Consider the following 16,716-nt stretch of genomic DNA (forward strand, 5'->3'; position numbering starts at 1 on the left):
CTCCCTCGTCCGCGTCAGCCGACCGATCCGAACGCCGGAAATGTTTCCAAGAGCCAACCGGCGATGCGCGGCATGCCGCCAGTCAAAAACAGCACCCCCGTCAGCACAAGAGCGCCGCCGATCACCTTTTCGATAGTGCCCATATGGCCGCGCAGCCGCGCCATCAGCCGCATGAACGGCGCGGAGAACAGCGACGCCAGCATAAACGGAATGCCGATCCCGAGCGCATAGGCCCCGAGCAGCGACGCGCCGCGCGTTGCCGATCCCTCGACACCAGCAACCACAAGGATCGCAGCCAGCACCGGTCCGACGCACGGCGTCCAGCCGAATGCGAAAGCGAGGCCGACGACATAAGCGCCGAGAAATCCCGCGGGCTTCGAGGCGGTTTGAAACCGCGCCTCGCGAAACAAGAGCCCGATCCTGAACACACCAAGGAAATGCAGGCCGAGAATGATGATGATCACGCCGGCGATGATGGCGAGCGTGTCGAAATACGCGGTGATGGTCTTGCCGAGCGCCGAGGCCGACGCGCCGAGCGCGACGAACACGGTGGCGAAGCCGAGCACGAAGGCGAAAGACAGCGCCACCACGCGCCAGTTCGGTCGCCAACCGGGCGCGGCGTCATCCTTGGTCAGATCATCGAGGCTGATGCCCGCCAAAAAGCACAGATACGGCGGCACCAGCGGCAAAACACAGGGCGAGAGGAACGACAGCAGCCCCGCCCCCAGCGCGCCGATCAAGGAAATGGAAGAAACCACGGATTTTCCGGCTCTGGCAGATACATGCGAATTCGTGTATATGTATCACATGTCTGGACAAACGCTCGCAAAAACCGTCGCCGCGGCTGCGCTTTCAACAAGCATGCTGTGGCCGGTCATGACGCAGGCCGCCGAACTCGTCATGTTCGAGCAGGCCGGCTGCATCTATTGCCAGCGCTGGGACCGCGACGTCGGCGCGCTCTATGAGCGGACCGATGAAGCCAAGGCGATGCCGCTCCGGCGCATCGATATCCGGGATCAGAAAGCCAGCGGGATCGTTCTCACCGCGCCGGTGCGCTACACGCCTACATTCGTGGTCGCTGAAAACGGCCGCGAGATCGGGCGCATCACCGGTTACAGCAATGACAATGCATTCTGGGGACTGCTCGACGCGCTCGCCGCGAAGCTGCGTCCCTCGCCGCGCGAACCCAGTCGAATCTGACGACGTTTCACCGTTTGAAAAGATAAAGCCAATGACATCGATCCTTTCATCCGAACTGGAAACCGAACTTCGCGACGGCGCGGAGTATTCGCCCGAACTCGACCAGTTGATGCGCAAGGCGCGCAAGGCCAGCAACTTTCTCAAAGCCCTCTCGCACGAGAACCGGCTGCTGCTGCTGTGTCTTCTTGCAGAGCGCGAACGGTCGGTCACCGAGCTTGAGAACATCCTGTCGCTGCGCCAGTCCGCCGTGTCGCAGCAACTCGCGCGATTGCGTTACGACGGCATGGTCGATACGCGACGCGACGGCAAGACCATCTACTACAGCCTCGCCAATGACGATGTCCGTCGGGTGATCTCGGTGGTCTACGATATTTTCTGCGCGCCGGTGGACGCCGCAGACAAGAAATAATCCTGCCGCAACGGCAGGCGGACGCAACGCAGCCCGCAAGGCTGACGTCGCGCCGATCCGGGAGAAACGCCATGCAGAATATGTCTGCCTGGATGCAAGCTTTGGGCGGCTTCGCCATCGGCGCGACTGCGGGCTTCGCTGTGCGCCATGCGCGGCTGTGCACATTCGGCGCCATCGAGGATGCGCTGATGGGCGGCGACAGCCGGCGGCTGCGCGTGTTCGGGCTGGCGCTCGGCATCGCCATTCTCGGAACGCAGGCCCTGATCCTCGGCGGCGTCCTCGATCCCGCATTGGTGACCTACACGCCGTCTGCGTTGCCGCTGGTTGCGATCGCCATCGGCAGCGTGATGTTCGGCATCGGCATGGCGATGGTCGGCACCTGCGGCTTCGGCTCGCTGGTGCGGCTCGGCACCGGCGACCTGCGCAGTCTCGTCGTGGTGCTGGTGCTGGGCGGCGCGGCCTATGCGACTTTGCGCGGAATCTTTGCCGGATTCCGGATCGACTTTCTGGAATCCCTGTCGCTTCCGATGCCGAACGGCACACGCGCCGAGATCGCATCGCTGTCCTCGCAATTTCTGGGCATCGATACGCGGATCATCATTGCGGCCATCGCAGGGGCCGGACTGTGCTGGCTGGCACTCCGCGACCCGCGGCTCAGGCGCGCGCCGCGTCTTCTATCAGCGGGAATCGCGCTCGGCGTCCTCATCGTCGCCGGCTGGATCGTCACGGTGTCAGTCGTGGATGAGTTCGCTGGCCCGTCACGTCCGCAAAGCCTGACCTTCGTCTCCACCGTCGGCAAGGCGCTGTACGCGGGCCTGCTGAACGTGACTAATTTCGCGGACTTCGGTGTCGCCAGCGTGTTCGGCGTCATCGCCGGATCGTGGCTCGCCGCATGGCGCGCGGCGGAATTGCGCTGGGAAGCGTTCGACGACGATCACGAGATGCGGCGTCACCTCGGCGGCGGCGTGCTGATGGGCATCGGCGGCATTCTCGCCGGCGGTTGCACCATCGGTCAGGGCCTGACCGCCGGATCGATGCTGGCGCTGTCCGCACCGCTCGCCGTTGGCGGCATGATTATCGGCGCGCGGCTTGGCATCGCCATTCTGGTCGATGGTTCGCCGCGCGACATCATTCAGCGCCGCTGGGCCAGCCTGCTCGGCAAAGGCGGTCCTGCGGAATAGGCGGTCTTTTGAGCGGGCATGATCTTTTCCGAAAACCGGTATCCACTTTTCGGGATCATGCCATTCAGGGACGAATGACGGTGTAGCCGCTCTCGCTCAAGGTCAGCAGTTGCCCGACGCCGACCTGAACCTCGATGGCATGCGGATTGATCTTCGGCCGCTGCCCGGTCTCGTGCTCGATGGTGTCGAGCGTGTTGCCGCAGACATCGAAACGCACGCCCTGCGTGATCAGACTGTCCACCAGTTGCCGATTCTCGCTCGTGTCGCGCAACAGATCGATACCGGGTCCGAAAGCCACCACCTCGATGGCGATCTTGTCCTGCCCGTAGGCCTTCTGGAGGTTGCTCGCGACGCTAAGCACAAGCCGCTGCTTCTTCGGATCGGAGTCGGACAGTTGCAACGCGATGAAGTGTTCCGCGAACGGCTTGTCCTCAGGCGGCTTGGGCCCAGCCTTCGTTTGCGCGCCAGCCGGACACGAAACGGCCGAGGTCAACGCAGCAAGAGCGGCTGAGTAAAACAGTTCACGGCGGTTCATAGTGGCTTGCCCCTCCCGGCCGACAACGCGGCGGGAGAATGCAGGAGCACTTTCAGGACGACAAGGTGTCGTCGCAAACGTTCTGGTGAACGCTCCGGGAACCGGGATATTGCCGTTAGCGCGTCGCCAGCGCCGGAATGATAACCGATCCGCGAATGCCGAACGCCGCACCCGCGAGAATTCCGGCGACCGCGATGAACGACGGCATGCCCAGCGTGGACAAGCCGGTCAGTCCCTGCCCGATCGAGCAGCCGTACGCCATCGCGCCGCCAATGCCCATCAACGCCGCGCCGGAAATCGAGCGCACCATGTGGTTCGGCGAGGTGTAACCCTCGAGCTTGAAACGTCCGGTCACAACCGCCGTCACAAGGCTGCCGGAGAGCACACCGGCCACGAGCGCGATGCCAAAGCTCAGCGTCAGGCCGGTGGAGAGCATCGTATACTGCAACGAATCCGCGATCGGCGAGACGAAGGAGAGCGACGTCACCGGAATCGGGTTGAAATCATCGGCGCCGAGCCAGCCGGTGGTGAGCCAGCCGGCAGTGACCAGAAGGCCAACAGCGAGGCCGGCCGCGATCTGGCCGTAAGCACGGCGGAACTGGCGGTCGGAGAATGCGAAGATCAGCAGCGCGCCGCTCGCGATCAGCGTCACGGCGATGCGGGCTACGAACTCGTCAATGCCCATGCTGGCGAGCAGTCCCGGCGCGGAAACGGCGGCCGGCGTGGTCTGCGTCGCCTGGAGAACGCCGAGACGCGCAGGCGCGATCAGGCCCTTCAGGGTCATCTGCGCGGCGATGCCGATGATGGCGATCACGACCAGCGAACGAAGGTTGCCCTTGCCGAGCAGCACCAGAGCGCGCGAGGCGCAGCCGTTGGAAAGAACCATGCCGAAGCCGAACAGCAAGCCACCGGCGAAAATCAGCGGGGCGGAGAATGACGGCTGCAGGTAGATCGACTTGGCGATATCGACGAGGCCTGCGCCCGCGATGAACTGCGTTCCCAGAATCGCGACGGCCAGCGCCAGCGCGTAACTGCGGACCTTGCGGCCGTCATTGGCGGTCCACCAGTCGCGAAGGCTGCTCATCAGGCAGAAGCCGCTGAGAAGACCGACGACGCCGAACGCGAGACCAATCGCGAAACCAGCAGAAACCGGGATACCGGGCATGACGGAGTTTCCTTGACCACAATCGATAACGTCTGGAGAACAAATATCTATTCGCCCGCTTGCAAAGGGTCCATATCGTTGAAAAACTAAGGATATTCTTGCCCACGCAGCGAAAAATGGAGAGAGTCCTGCTATTCTGAGAGGCGCCAGGCGGAAATCCTTCTCCCATGGTTCAGCAAAAAATCGCGCTGCCGGCGGCACTCTCTATAATCCTGCCCCATAGGCGGTCTATTCTGGCCGCATGAGATCAAACGCACCCCTTCCCGCCCCCGCCAATTCCCCCAGAGACGGTATGAACCCAGTTAAAGCTCTCACGACTTATGGCCAGGCCATCTGGCTCGATTTCCTTGCACGCGGTTTCATCGCCAATGGCGAACTCAAGGCGCTGGTCGACAGCGACGGGGTGCGCGGCGTCACGTCCAATCCCTCGATCTTCGAGAAGGCGATTGGCGGCAGCGATGAGTATGACGGAGCTGTCTCCGCACTTTTGAAAGAGCGCGACCGGCCGGTGGCCGATCTTTATGAAGCCCTCGCCGTGGAAGACATTCAGCGCGCAGCAGACGCGCTGCATTCGGTCTATGACGAACTGAAGGGAACCGACGGCTATGTCAGCCTCGAAGTCTCGCCTTATCTCGCGCGCGACACCGAAGGCACCATCGCCGAGGCGCAGCGGCTCTGGAAAGATGTCGGCCGCGCCAACCTGATGGTGAAGGTGCCGGGAACACGCGAGGGCGTACCCGCGATCCGCGCGCTGATTTCGCAGGGCATCAGTATCAATGTCACGCTGCTGTTCTCGCAGAAGATGTACGCCGAAGTTCTTGAAGCCTATATCTCCGGCCTTGAAACCTTCATCGCCGGCGGCGGCGACCCGAAGCGCATCGCCAGCGTGGCCAGCTTCTTCGTCAGCCGCATCGATACCGCCGTCGACACTCAGCTCGACGGCAAGATCGCCGCCGCGAGCGGCGATGAGAAGGCAAAGCTTGAAGCCCTCAAGGGAAAGGTCGCCATCGCCAACGCAAAGCTGGCGTATCAGCATTACCTGAAGGTGATCGGAAGCGAACGCTGGAAGAAACTCGCCGCAAAAGGCGCACAGGTCCAGCGCCTGCTGTGGGCCTCCACCGGCACCAAGAACAAGGCCTACAGCGACGTGCTGTATGTCGAGGAACTGATCGGCCGCGACACGGTCAACACTGTACCGCCCGCGACCCTCGATGCCTTCCGCGATCACGGCAAGCCACGTGACAGTCTCGAAGAAAACATTGCAGACGCGGAGCACGTGCTTGCCGGCCTCGCGAAAAGCGGCATCTCGCTCGACGCGATCACCGAGGCGCTGGTCGACGACGGCGTAAAGCTATTCGCAGAGGCCTTCGACAAGCTGCTTGGCGCCGTCGCGCAAAAGCGTGCTGCAATTCTCGGTTCGCGTATCAATGCGCAGACCATCAAGCTGACGACGGAGATCGAGAAGGACGCCAGGACTTTGTCGGAGCGCTGGCGTGCGGATGGGACTATCCGCGCGTTGTGGCAGCGCGATTCGTCGGTCTGGACCGGCGCTGATGAGAGCAAGTGGCTCGGATGGCTCGACGTCGTCGCCCGCGAGCAGAGCGACTCGGCTCGCTATGTCGCGTTCTCCGGATGGGTGAAGAGCAAGAACTTCAGCGATGTTGTCGTGCTCGGCATGGGCGGCTCGAGTCTCGGACCGGAAGTGCTTGCCGAAACTTACGGCCAGATCGACGGCTTTCCGAAGCTGCGCATTGTGGATTCGACCGATCCAGCGCAAGTGCGGCGGACCGAAGCCGCGATCAATCTCGACAGGACGCTGTTCATCGTGTCGAGCAAATCCGGCGGCACCACCGAGCCCAATGCGTTGATGGAGTATTTCTTCATACGCGCCGGCGCAAAGGCCGCTGAACGCTTTATCGCGGTGACCGACCCCGGCTCGTCGCTTGAAAAAGTCGCAACCGCGCGCGGCTTCGCACAGATTTTCCACGGCGAGCCGACCATCGGCGGCCGTTACTCGGTGCTGTCGCCGTTCGGCCTCGTGCCGGCGGCTGCAGCTGGAATTGATGTGGCCGAATTCCTCGGGCTTGCTGCTGCGATGGTGCGCTCCTGCGGTCCGGATGTGCCGCCTGCGGAAAATCCGGGCGTGCAGCTCGGGCTGGCACTGGGTGCTGCCGCGAAGCATGGCCGCGACAAGCTCACCCTGACGGGATCGAAGCGCATCGCAGACTTCGGCGCGTGGGCCGAGCAGTTGATCGCCGAATCTACAGGCAAGAATGGCAAGGCGCTGATCCCGCTGGAGGGCGAGCCTCTCGGCAAGCCCGAGGTTTACGGCGCGGACCGCGTGTTTATCGACCTGCGACTGAAGGACGATAGCGACAACGCGCGCGACACCGCACTTGCAGCGCTGGAGGCCGCAGGCCATCCGGTCGTTCGCATTACCGTGACTAGCCCCGCACACATCGGACAGGAATTCTTCCGCTTCGAGATCGCGACCGCCGTCGCAGGCGCGGTCATGGGCATCAATCCCTTCGACCAGCCCGACGTCGAGGCCGCGAAAATCAAGACGCGCGAGCTGACATCCGCGTTCGAAATATCCGGCGCGCTGCCGACCGAAACCGCTGTTGCAGCCGACCGAACGATTGCGATCTATACAGATACGGCGAACGCCGACGCATTGCGCAAGTCCGGCGCCGGCAGCGATCTCGTGTCATGGCTCAAGGCTCATCTCGCTCGCATCAAGGCGAATGATTATGTGGCCACCCTCGCCTATCTCGACCGCAGCGAAGCCAACATCGCCGCGATACAAGCTATCCGCATGGCGATCCGCGACAGCAAACATGTCGCCACCTGTGTCGGCTTCGGGCCGCGCTTCCTGCACTCCACCGGACAGGCTTACAAAGGCGGGCCGAACAATGGTGTGTTTCTGCAGATCACGGCAGACAACGCCGCCGATCTGGATGTCCCCGGCCAGAAGACCAGTTTCGGCGTCATCGAAGCGGCGCAGTCACGCGGCGATTTCGACGTGCTGACGGAACGCGGCAGGCGGGCGCTGCGGCTTCACATCACCGGCGATGTGGCGAAGGGACTCGCGATCATCGGAGCAGCTGTTCAGGGCGCCTTGAAATAGGCGGCTGTTACCGATCCTCAACGGCCGACGCGATGAAGCGATAGATGTCGGTGTGATCGGCATTCTTGTCGAGCGCGGCCTTGGCGTTCTCCCAGAGCGACGCGATCGTTTCCGCGTTCGACGAATCGAGCCCGACGAGTTTCGACAGATCGGCGGCGATGCGCAGATCCTTGGCCATCAGGGCCAAAGAGAAGCCTGACGCGAAGGTCTCCGAGATCACGAACTGCTTCATCTTGACGTCGGTGGAGTTGTTCTTGCCGGTCGAGGCGTTGAGTACGTCGATGACAGTCTCCGGCTGCAGGCCGAAACGACGACCCACCAGCAACGCTTCGCAGGCGGCAACAAGCCCGGCCGCGGAAACATAGTTGTTCAGCGCCTTCATCGCATGGCCTGAGCCAAGCGGTCCGGTGGCGAAGACCGACTTCGCCATGGCTTGCAGCACCGGCTTCGCGCGTTCCACCAGCGCGGCATCGCCGCCGGCCATGATCGACAAGCTGCCGTCGATGGCGCGCTTGACGCCACCGGAGACCGGCGCGTCGATCAGCGCGATCCCGCGCGCGGCGAGATCCTTGCCGAGCGATTGCGTATCGACCGGCACCGATGAACTCATGTCGATGATCAATGCGTTCTTCGCAAGAACATCGGCCACGCCCTGCTCGCCGAGTACAGCCTCGCGCACGATCCTGCTGTCCGGCAGCATGGTGATCAACATCGACGCATCTTTTGCGGCGTCGCGTCCGCTCGCGAACACCTCTCCGCCCGCAGCAGCAAGCGCGTCGCGCGCGGGCGCTGACGGGTCCGCACCGCGAACCTTGTAACCTGCGGCGATGCAGCGCTTCGCCATGGGCAGACCCATTTGCCCTAGACCTATGAACACAACAGTATCGGGTGTCGCCATGGTGCTTATCGATCCGTGTTGGTCTTAGAATAAAATATGCCGGCGCGAGGAACCCCGCGCCGGCAAAATCATATCGAACAATCTCAAGCTGCGTTGAAGCCTGCGATCGCCTTGGCTTCGAGATACTCCTCGAGGCCGAACTTGCCCCACTCGCGGCCGTTGCCCGACTGCTTGTAGCCGCCAAATGGCGCGGTACGCTCGTTCGGCACACCATTCAGGTTGATGTTGCCGGCACGAAGCTGACGGCCAACCTTGCGTGCGCGCTCGACGGTGCCCGCCGAAACATAGCCCGCAAGCCCGTATGGCGTATCGTTGCCGATTTTTACAGCCTCGGCTTCGTCCTTGGCGCCCATGATGACCAGAACCGGCCCGAAGATTTCCTCGTTGGCAATCGTCATGTTGCTGGTGACATCCGAGAATATGGTCGGACGAACGTAGAAGCCCTTGTTGACTCCCTCAGGAAGGCCGACGCCGCCGGCGACCAGCGTCGCGCCCTCGTCGATGCCCTTCTGGATCAGGCTCTGGATCTTGTCCCACTGCGTGCGGTTGACCACCGGACCGATCGTGGTGCCCTCAGCGCGCGGGTCGCCCGCCTTGGTCTTGTCGGCGACGGCCTTGGCGATCGCCGCGATCTCCTTGATCTTCGCCTGCGGCACGATCATGCGCGACGGCGCGTTGCAGGACTGGCCGGAGTTGTTGAACATGTGCGCCACGCCGCCGGTCACGGCCTTGGTGAAGTCTGCGTCATCAAGAATGATGTTCGGCGACTTGCCGCCCAGTTCCTGGCTGACGCGCTTCACGGTGTTGGCGGCGCGCTTCGCAACGTCGATACCGGCGCGGGTCGAACCGGTGAACGAGATCATGTCGATCCCGGGATGTTCGCTCATGGCAACGCCGACATCGGGGCCGAGGCCGTTGATCAGGTTGAAGACACCCTTCGGCACGCCCGCTTCATGCAGGATTTCCGCGAAGATCAGCGCCGACGACGGCGTGTATTCCGATGGCTTCAGGACCATGGTGCAGCCGGCCGCGATCGCGGGCGCAACCTTGCAGGCGATCTGGTTGAGCGGCCAGTTCCATGGCGTGATCATGCCGATGACGCCGACGGGCTCGCGCACAACGACCGCCGAGCCGATCGGTTCTTCGAACTGGTAATCCTTGAGAACCTGAAGCGTCGAGGAAAGATGGCCGAGACCGGCACCTGCCTGCATCTTCTCTGCCATCGGCAGCGGTGCGCCCATTTCATCGGACACGGCGGCACCGATATCCTTCATCCGGGTCTTGTAGACCGCGATGATCTTTTCGAGCAGCGCAACGCGCTCTTCGCGGCTGGTCTGCGAGAAGGTCTCGAAGGCGCGGCGCGCGGCGGCGACCGCCTTGTCGACGTCGGCTTTCGATCCAACCGCGATTTCATAGATCGCTTCTTCCGTCGCCGGATTGACCACCGGAATCGACTTTTTGATGGCCGGATCCACCCAGCTACCGTCGATATAGAACTGCATACGATTGGTCATGACGTTTCCTTTACTGGCCGCGTTCGTGCGTAGATATTGATGGAATCGATCGTGCGATCGGTGAATTAGCAGACCGGCCCTCGCCGGCATACCCGGATCGTACCGCTCTTGCCGCTGAAGCGAAAGACCATTCCCGGTCGTTTCTCATGACGTGCGGTCGCAGCGCATGCGAGGCATGCGTTCTCCTTTGAGTTTCGAGGTTTCGTGCGGCGGAATGCTGCAGCATCGCCAGCCACAAGCGCCTTTTGAACCACCGCAATCATTTTGACAATAGCATAGCATATCGGGTTAATATCGACTTCTCCGATATGAGGGACGGTCGATGGATACCGAGTTGGCGAGAACGTTTCTGACCGTCGTCGAGGCGGGCAACTTCATCAACGCTGCTGAACGGCTCCATGTGAGCCAGTCAACCGTCAGCACCCGAATCCACACGCTCGAGAATCTGCTTGGCTGCGTCATGTTCGTGCGCAACAAGGCTGGCACCACGTTGACGCCGGCCGGTCGTCAGTTTCAGAGACACGCGACCGCACTGGTCAGGACAGTCGCTCAGGCGCGGCACGATATCGGCCTCCCCGAGGGCTTCAGCGGAGCGCTGGTGATCGGCGGCCGCATCGGGCTGTGGGAAGAATTCCTGCTGCATTGGCTACCGCTCATGCAAAAGGCGACACCCACAGTCTCCATTCGGGCCGAAAGCAGCCTCGAACCCGAAATCATGCAGGGACTGATCGAGGGCCGGATCGATATCGGCGTGATGTACACGCCGCAAAGCCGTCCCGGCCTGAAGGTTGAACAGCTGTTCGACGAGCGCCTTGTGATGGTCTCAACCAGCGCCAGGAACGCGCCCGAGCCGCAGGCTGGATATGTTTACGTGGATTGGGGTCCGGAATTTTACGCGCGGCACAGCGCCTGCTTCCCAAACTTCGGCGGACCATCGCTCACGGCAAACATCGGCTGGCTGGGACTGCAACACGTCATGAAGAGCGGAGGATCCGGCTATTTCCCGATGCGGATCGTCCTCCCCCACATCGCCGCGAAACGGTTGCATCTTGTCGCAGGTGCACCTGAATTTTCCGTGCCTGCGTATGTGGTCTATCCCGTCGATAGCGAACGCGAGGTGATCGCGAGCGCGATCGACATCATGCATCGGCTGGCCAGCTCAGCGACAAAAAGCAAGACTGCGGTAAAACCGGTCAAGTACGTAACCCGGGCGAAGCGGTAGCTTTCACGATGCGGCGCCGATGTATCCGGTTCTTCGATACAACCGGCCAATATTTATCACTTGCCAACCACTCCTTCGGGGCGAGGATAACAGATGCACACAATCAGTAACGGAGGAACGATGTATCGAACGCCATCCGGACAAGAAACTGTCCTCGCCAGCATGATCCGGAAAAGTACGGCCTCCCCATGCTGGCCTCGCGACGCCGACATGGAGCAGTCTTCCGAAAAATCTCTCAGCAAACTGGCGTCTTCTGCGCCATCCGCGGCTGCCGATGCCCGGCGAGACGAAAGAACATGACCGCAGTTTCAGCCGGTCTTGCCGATGCGCTGCTGGCATCAGCGTCAGATGCCATCATCGCAACCGACCGTGACGGCCTCGTTACTTTCTGGAATCCCGGTGCCGTGCGAATTTTCGGCTTCTCGTCCGACGAGGCGATGGGACAACCGCTCGACTTCATCATTCCCGAGAATCTCAGGGCACGCCATTGGGCCGGATATCGGAACACGATGGCAACCGGTGAAAGCCGTTATGGCGAAGGGGATCTGCTGTCGGTTCCAGCGCTGACCAAGAGCGGCCAGCGCATCTCCGTCGAGTTCACGATTGTCATGTTGCGCGACGAACGCGGTCTGCCTGATGGAACGGTCGCTGTGCTGCGCGACGTGACCAAGAATTTCACGGAGAAACTCGCGTTGAGGCGCGAGGTTGCGGAGCTTCGACGGTCCACCTCCAGCACGTGAACCGTCTCCGCCGTCCATTTCTGAAAACCTGATCTGATTTGACACCGTTCGGAACGAAAGGATAGCGTTCCGCCGACGTCATTCCCGCGACTCCAGCCACGCGCTGGCATCCAAAATCGACGCACGTTGCGTTGCAAAAACCGCATCCTGGCTGGACGGCTGGGCAAAAGAATGTGCAGGACTATGATGGATGACGATCAGCCCCTGCGGACAATTGGAAAAGGCCCTGTAGCGTGAGCGAGAATATTGTTGCGGAGACGGCGGAGCGGATTTTTGCGGATCTTGCGGACGCGCAGAACATCAACGGCGCCGCGAATGATGGCTGGAAGCAGCCGCTGTGGAGCGCGCTGACGGATGCAGGTCTGCCGCTGTCGTGGGTGCCGGAGGAGTGCGACGGCTCCGGCGCGAGCCTCGCGGATGGTTTTGCGGTTGCGGCTTCCGCCGGAAAATTTGCGGTGCCTGTTCCGCTGGTCGAAACAATGCTGGCGGGCTGGCTGCTGGCGCAGGCTGGGATTCCCTCCCCCGCAGGCAGGATGACGGTTGCACCGGCGCGACCGCAGGATCGCGTCGCGCTTAATGCCGACGGTACGCTCAGCGGACGGCTTCGCGGGGTGCCGTTCGCATCCGAGGCCGCGCATATCGCGGTAATCGCACAAAGTGCGAAGGGATACTCCATTGCACTGGTGGAGACATCGGCCTGCCGGATCGAGACCGGCGAGAGCCTCGGCAATGACGCATCGGACACCGTGACGCTCGACAATGTCAGGCCCGTTTCGTCCAAACCGGCGCCATCCGCTTTCACGCCGACATCACTGATGCAGATGGGCGCGACGGTGCGCAGCCTGCAGATCGCTGGTGCGCTGGAGACGATGCTCGAGATCACCGTGCGCTATTCGAACGAGCGTGTGGCGTTCGAGAAGAAAATCTCGAAGTTCCAAGCCGTGCAGCACAACCTCGCACGGCTCGCGGGCGAAGTCGCCGCCGCCGTCGCCGCGGCAGGATCGGCCGCCGACGCGATCGCAAGCAGTTCGTTGTTCGACGATGCGGTGTTTCTGGAGGTTGCATCGGCCAAGGTCCGCTGTGCGGAAGCCGCCGAGAAAGGCACCGCGATCGCGCATCAGGTGCATGGCGCCATCGGCTTCTCGATGGAGCACATCCTGCATCGCTACACGCTACGCGCGTTGGGCTGGCGCGACGATTTCGGCCACGAGAGTTACTGGGCGACCGAGCTTGGCAAGTTTGTCGCTGCTCGCGGCGCGGATGAGCTGTGGCCGCTGGTCGCGTCGCGGTAATCAAATCACAATCGAATTTTCAGGAAATATGAGATGACCGCAGCGCTTCGTTTCGACCAGATCCGTTTGCCGGAAGAATGCGAGACGCTGCGACGCGAAGTGCGTGCGTTCCTCGCCGAGGAGATCGCCGCCGGCACCTTCAATCCGCATGAACCGCAGCGCGAGGACACCGACATTCCGGAGTTCAGCCAACGGGTCGGCGAGCGCGGCTGGATCGGCATGACCTGGCCGAAACAATATGGTGGTCACGAGCGCACCTTTCTGGAACGCTATGTCGTCACCGAGGAGATGCGCGTCGCCAATGCGCCGACCCGCCGCTTCTTCGTCGCCGACCGCCAGAGCGGCCCGGTGCTGCTCAAATATGCCAACGAGCGGATCAAGATGGACATTGTACCGCGGATCTGCCGCGGCGAGGTCTGCTTCGCGATCGGCATGAGCGAACCGAACTCCGGCTCTGACCTGTTCGCAGCCAAGACCAAGGCCACCAAAACCGACGGCGGCTGGCTAATCAACGGGACCAAGATCTGGACTACCTCAGCGCACATGGCCGACTACATGCTCGCGATTTTCCGCACCTCGCCGCCGACCAAGGAGAATCGCCGCCACGGCCTGACCCAGTTCCTGGTCGACATGAAGACACCTGGCATCACGGTCAACCCGATCGAGCAAATCAGCGGGCTGAAGGAATTCAACGAGGTTGTCTTCCAGGACGCCTTCATGCCGGATGACCATCTGCTGGGCGAAATCGACGGCGCGTGGAAACAGGCCACCAGCGAACTCGCCTATGAGCGCAGCGGGCCGGAACGGTTCCTTGAGACCTACTACGTGCTGACCGAACTCGTGCGCGCACTCGGGTCAAACCCCGACACGCGCGGCGCGGAAGGCATCGGCCGGCTCGTCGCCCAGCTTCACACCATGCGCCGCATGTCGGTGTCGGTTGCAGGCATGCTGCAGGCCGGCAAGGAACCTGTCGTCGAAGCGTCCATCGTCAAGGACATCGGCACCATCTGGGAGCAGCAGTTGCCGCACCGGGTGCGCGACCTTGCGGCTTTCATTGACTTTGACGCGTCCAACCACCAGACGCTGGAAGATCAGCTCACGTTCGCCATCAAGACCGCACCAAAACTGACAATCCAGGGCGGCACCACCGAAGTCCTGCGCGGCATCATCGCGCGCGGACTCGGGCTACGCTGAGACAACAACAAACATCGAACGAGGAAAATCAATGAGCGGCTTCACCGATATCGGCGTCGAGAAACATGGCCACGTCACGCTGATCGAAATTCGCCGGCCGCCGCTGAATTTCTTCGATCTCTCCCTGATCCGCCAGATCGCCGACGCGCTCGGGCAAATCGACAACGACATGGACAGCCGCGCCGTGGTGCTCGCCTCGCAAGGGAAAGCGTTTTGCGCGGGCGCGAACTTCAACCGGCCTGCGGGCTTTGATGGAGACGCAGCGTCCGGCGACGGCACAACCGGTGACCTTTACCGCGAGGCCGTGCGCATCTTCAGCAACAAGAAGCCGATCGTTGCAGCCGTCCAGGGCGCGGCCATCGGTGGCGGGTTGGGCCTTGCGGTCTCGGCGGATTTCCGCGTCACCTGCCCCGAGGCCCGCTTCGCAGCGAATTTCACCAAGCTTGGTTTTCACCCCGGCTTCGGCCTCACCGTGACACTTCCCGAAGTGGTCGGAAAGAACAACGCCGCGCTGATGTTTTACACCAGCCGCCGCGTGACCGGCGAGGAAGCGTTCAACATGGGACTGGCCAACGTGTTGGTGCCGCAGGATCAGGTGCGCGACGAAGCGTTCAAACTCGCACACGAGATCGCAGAAAATTCGCCGCTGGGATTGATGTCAACACGCGCAACCATGCGTGCGGGATTGGCGGATCGCGTCAAGGCGCAAACCGATCATGAACTCGCTGAGCAAACGTGGCTGCGCGACACCGAGGACTTCCAGGAAGGCATCAAGGCGACCGCAGAGCGCCGCGCCGGCAACTTCAAGGGGCGGTGACGGGTCCCTTCGGCTCGTCCATCAGTTCCAGTAGCCATGCAAGGCTGACGCCGAGGCCGAGCCCAATCAGCAAGCTGGTGAGCAGCACACCGATGGGAAACGCCCCGCTGGGCTCAAGCGGTGCTGTCGCACGACTGAGTATCCGGGCATTCGATCTGTCAGGTTGCTGTTGGCCGCCAAGGTCGCGAGACCGGGCCAGCACAGCCTGATAGGCAACCCGGCTCGCCTCCACATCCCGTTCAAGCTCCTTGAGACGTGCAACCGTTTCGTTGGACTTCATCAGGTCCTGTTTAGACGCCTCAATACGATTTCTGAGCTGCGTTACCGACGAGCGCGCCCGCTCCAATTCGCTCGTGGCTGACTGAACAGCCCCTTGGATCGACTGATCCAGCAGCCGTTTTGCTTCGTTAGCCCGCATCCGCGCAATGATGAGATCGGGATGGCGGGGCCCAAGCGTCTCGGACAGGTCGAGCTCAAGTTGCCTCGCCGCTGCGTAGCGATTTCCAAGCGCGCCCACGGCTCCTCCGCGAGCCGTGTCGGGAATGCCTCCAGCTTCCAGAGTCTTTCTGGCACGCTGAAGCTGGTTGAGTGTCGAACGCAGACCAGCGACCTTGGCCTCGGCAGCGCTCATCTGGCCGGAAATCTCGTTCATCTGCTTCTCGGCATTGGATGAACCGGTCGCGACAACCGTCTGGTTCTCACCGCGAAACATCTCATAGCGTTGTTCCGCGTTCCGCACGCGGGACTGGAGCGTTTCCAGCCGTGGACCGAGAGATGCGGCGGCGCTGGGCGATACTCCCTTGCGCGCCTGCGCCTGTTCCTCGACATAGCCATCCATTACGGCATTGGCGACACGAGCCGAGGTCTCACGATCCGGTGTGACGACGTTGACGTCGACGGTATGAGAGCCGGGATTGCGCACGATGCTGACCGCACGGTCGAGCTGGCGCAGCGCCATCGCGTGCCGATCGACGGCAGGAGCAAGCCCGACGCCGGCCAGAAGCGCGGAGAGAATGCCTTTCGATTTGCCGCCAAAGAGCGGATCGGTTTCGAGTTTCTCCTGCGCAATGACCCGATCGTAAACACTGCGCGATGTCATGACGTGGATCTGGTTTTCGACGCCCGTCGCGTCCGCGTTACCCGCTGCCGGAGCCGCGCCACCACTGCTAACCTGGGCTCCCGGCACGTCGAGCAAAATCCGGCCGGAAGCGACATACTTTGGAGCCGACAGCAGAATCCAGGCAAGGCAAATACCCGCGCATGCAAGCGTCACGGCGGTAATGAATGCAGCCCGGCGGCGCAACATCGCCGCGATGCCGTCCACATCCAGGGCGGGCGCCTGAATGCGCGGCAGGTACGCGTCGTGCCTGTCGCTCTCGGATATCGCCATATTAACGGCCCTACGCAGTACAATCCGAGCCA

General features: G+C 62.2%; 15 protein-coding genes. 9 read left to right on the forward strand and 6 right to left on the reverse strand.

Features of this window, described 5'->3' with window-relative positions:
• Window positions 1-14: 14 nt before the first annotated feature.
• Window positions 15-758, reverse strand: a complete 744-nt coding sequence (locus YH63_RS00625; protein WP_170978640.1) for a cytochrome c biogenesis CcdA family protein — start codon at window positions 756-758, stop codon at window positions 15-17.
• Between YH63_RS00625 and YH63_RS00630 the strand changes: the two genes are divergently transcribed.
• From YH63_RS00630 to YH63_RS00640, 3 genes are all read left to right on the forward strand, one after another.
• Window positions 745-1,200: a thioredoxin family protein gene (locus YH63_RS00630; RefSeq protein WP_046829283.1), complete on the forward strand. Its 456-nt coding sequence runs from the start codon at window positions 745-747 to the stop codon at window positions 1,198-1,200. The two genes, YH63_RS00625 and YH63_RS00630, sit on opposite strands and share 14 nt — an antisense overlap.
• Before the next feature lie 31 nt (window positions 1,201-1,231).
• Window positions 1,232-1,609 carry an ArsR/SmtB family transcription factor gene (locus tag YH63_RS00635; protein WP_046829282.1) on the forward strand — a complete coding sequence of 126 codons (378 nt, stop codon included), beginning with the start codon at window positions 1,232-1,234 and terminating at the stop codon, window positions 1,607-1,609.
• 71 nt (window positions 1,610-1,680) lie between these two features.
• A complete protein-coding gene (locus YH63_RS00640; protein ID WP_046829281.1) occupies window positions 1,681-2,790 on the forward strand; it encodes a YeeE/YedE family protein in 1,110 nt (369 codons plus the stop codon).
• 64 nt (window positions 2,791-2,854) lie between these two features.
• Here the strand turns inward: YH63_RS00640 and YH63_RS00645 are convergent, their stop codons facing one another.
• The gene (locus tag YH63_RS00645; RefSeq protein WP_046829280.1) at window positions 2,855-3,325 is read right to left on the reverse strand and encodes a DsrE family protein; all 471 of its coding nucleotides are present in this window, start codon (window positions 3,323-3,325) and stop codon (window positions 2,855-2,857) included.
• A gap of 115 nt (window positions 3,326-3,440) precedes the next feature.
• Window positions 3,441-4,490, reverse strand: coding sequence for a YeeE/YedE family protein (locus YH63_RS00650; RefSeq protein ID WP_046829279.1), 1,050 nt, complete (start codon window positions 4,488-4,490; stop codon window positions 3,441-3,443).
• A 292-nt stretch (window positions 4,491-4,782) separates the two neighbouring features.
• On the opposite strand from YH63_RS00650, the gene YH63_RS00655 reads away from it, so the two are divergent.
• Window positions 4,783-7,617 carry a bifunctional transaldolase/phosoglucose isomerase gene (locus tag YH63_RS00655; protein WP_046829278.1) on the forward strand — a complete coding sequence of 945 codons (2,835 nt, stop codon included), beginning with the start codon at window positions 4,783-4,785 and terminating at the stop codon, window positions 7,615-7,617.
• Between the two features lie 7 nt (window positions 7,618-7,624).
• On the opposite strand, the gene YH63_RS00660 is transcribed toward YH63_RS00655, so the two are convergent.
• A complete protein-coding gene (locus YH63_RS00660; RefSeq protein WP_046829277.1) occupies window positions 7,625-8,515 on the reverse strand; it encodes an NAD(P)-dependent oxidoreductase in 891 nt (296 codons plus the stop codon).
• Window positions 8,516-8,598: 83 nt separating this feature from the next.
• Window positions 8,599-10,029: an aldehyde dehydrogenase family protein gene (locus YH63_RS00665; RefSeq protein WP_046829276.1), complete on the reverse strand. Its 1,431-nt coding sequence runs from the start codon at window positions 10,027-10,029 to the stop codon at window positions 8,599-8,601.
• 322 nt (window positions 10,030-10,351) lie between these two features.
• Between YH63_RS00665 and YH63_RS00670 the strand changes: the two genes are divergently transcribed.
• The 5 genes from YH63_RS00670 to YH63_RS00690 all read left to right on the forward strand — a co-directional run bounded on the left by YH63_RS00670 (window position 10,352) and on the right by YH63_RS00690 (window position 15,294).
• On the forward strand, window positions 10,352-11,251 hold the full coding sequence (locus YH63_RS00670; protein ID WP_046829275.1) for a LysR family transcriptional regulator: 900 nt from the start codon (window positions 10,352-10,354) through the stop codon (window positions 11,249-11,251).
• Window positions 11,252-11,547: 296 nt separating this feature from the next.
• A complete protein-coding gene (locus YH63_RS00675) occupies window positions 11,548-11,991 on the forward strand; it encodes a PAS domain-containing protein (RefSeq protein WP_046829274.1) in 444 nt (147 codons plus the stop codon).
• A 233-nt stretch (window positions 11,992-12,224) separates the two neighbouring features.
• On the forward strand, window positions 12,225-13,283 hold the full coding sequence (locus YH63_RS00680) for an acyl-CoA dehydrogenase family protein (protein ID WP_046829273.1): 1,059 nt from the start codon (window positions 12,225-12,227) through the stop codon (window positions 13,281-13,283).
• 33 nt (window positions 13,284-13,316) lie between these two features.
• Window positions 13,317-14,477, forward strand: a complete 1,161-nt coding sequence (locus YH63_RS00685; protein ID WP_046829272.1) for an acyl-CoA dehydrogenase family protein — start codon at window positions 13,317-13,319, stop codon at window positions 14,475-14,477.
• A 31-nt stretch (window positions 14,478-14,508) separates the two neighbouring features.
• Window positions 14,509-15,294: an enoyl-CoA hydratase/isomerase family protein gene (locus YH63_RS00690; protein ID WP_046829271.1), complete on the forward strand. Its 786-nt coding sequence runs from the start codon at window positions 14,509-14,511 to the stop codon at window positions 15,292-15,294.
• On the opposite strand, the gene YH63_RS00695 is transcribed toward YH63_RS00690, so the two are convergent.
• Window positions 15,281-16,618 carry a GumC family protein gene (locus tag YH63_RS00695; RefSeq protein WP_246657981.1) on the reverse strand — a complete coding sequence of 446 codons (1,338 nt, stop codon included), beginning with the start codon at window positions 16,616-16,618 and terminating at the stop codon, window positions 15,281-15,283. The two genes, YH63_RS00690 and YH63_RS00695, sit on opposite strands and share 14 nt — an antisense overlap.
• Window positions 16,619-16,716: the final 98 nt, after the last annotated feature.

The organism is Afipia massiliensis (assembly GCF_001006325.2).
Classification (GTDB): domain Bacteria; phylum Pseudomonadota; class Alphaproteobacteria; order Rhizobiales; family Xanthobacteraceae; genus Afipia; species Afipia massiliensis_A.

Excerpts from the sequence above, each read along its gene's own strand:
- YH63_RS00630 (WP_046829283.1), top strand. The coding sequence starts at position 745 with ATGGAAGAAACCACGGATTTTCCGGCTCTGGCAGATACATGCGAATTC.
- YH63_RS00635 (WP_046829282.1), top strand. The coding sequence starts at position 1,232 with ATGACATCGATCCTTTCATCCGAACTGGAAACCGAACTTCGCGACGGC.
- YH63_RS00640 (WP_046829281.1), top strand. The coding sequence starts at position 1,681 with ATGCAGAATATGTCTGCCTGGATGCAAGCTTTGGGCGGCTTCGCCATC.
- YH63_RS00645 (WP_046829280.1), bottom strand. The coding sequence starts at position 3,325 with ATGAACCGCCGTGAACTGTTTTACTCAGCCGCTCTTGCTGCGTTGACC.
- YH63_RS00650 (WP_046829279.1), bottom strand. The coding sequence starts at position 4,490 with ATGCCCGGTATCCCGGTTTCTGCTGGTTTCGCGATTGGTCTCGCGTTC.
- YH63_RS00655 (WP_046829278.1), top strand. The coding sequence starts at position 4,783 with ATGAACCCAGTTAAAGCTCTCACGACTTATGGCCAGGCCATCTGGCTC.
- YH63_RS00660 (WP_046829277.1), bottom strand. The coding sequence starts at position 8,515 with ATGGCGACACCCGATACTGTTGTGTTCATAGGTCTAGGGCAAATGGGT.
- YH63_RS00665 (WP_046829276.1), bottom strand. The coding sequence starts at position 10,029 with ATGACCAATCGTATGCAGTTCTATATCGACGGTAGCTGGGTGGATCCG.
- YH63_RS00670 (WP_046829275.1), top strand. The coding sequence starts at position 10,352 with ATGGATACCGAGTTGGCGAGAACGTTTCTGACCGTCGTCGAGGCGGGC.
- YH63_RS00675 (WP_046829274.1), top strand. The coding sequence starts at position 11,548 with ATGACCGCAGTTTCAGCCGGTCTTGCCGATGCGCTGCTGGCATCAGCG.
- YH63_RS00685 (WP_046829272.1), top strand. The coding sequence starts at position 13,317 with ATGACCGCAGCGCTTCGTTTCGACCAGATCCGTTTGCCGGAAGAATGC.
- YH63_RS00690 (WP_046829271.1), top strand. The coding sequence starts at position 14,509 with ATGAGCGGCTTCACCGATATCGGCGTCGAGAAACATGGCCACGTCACG.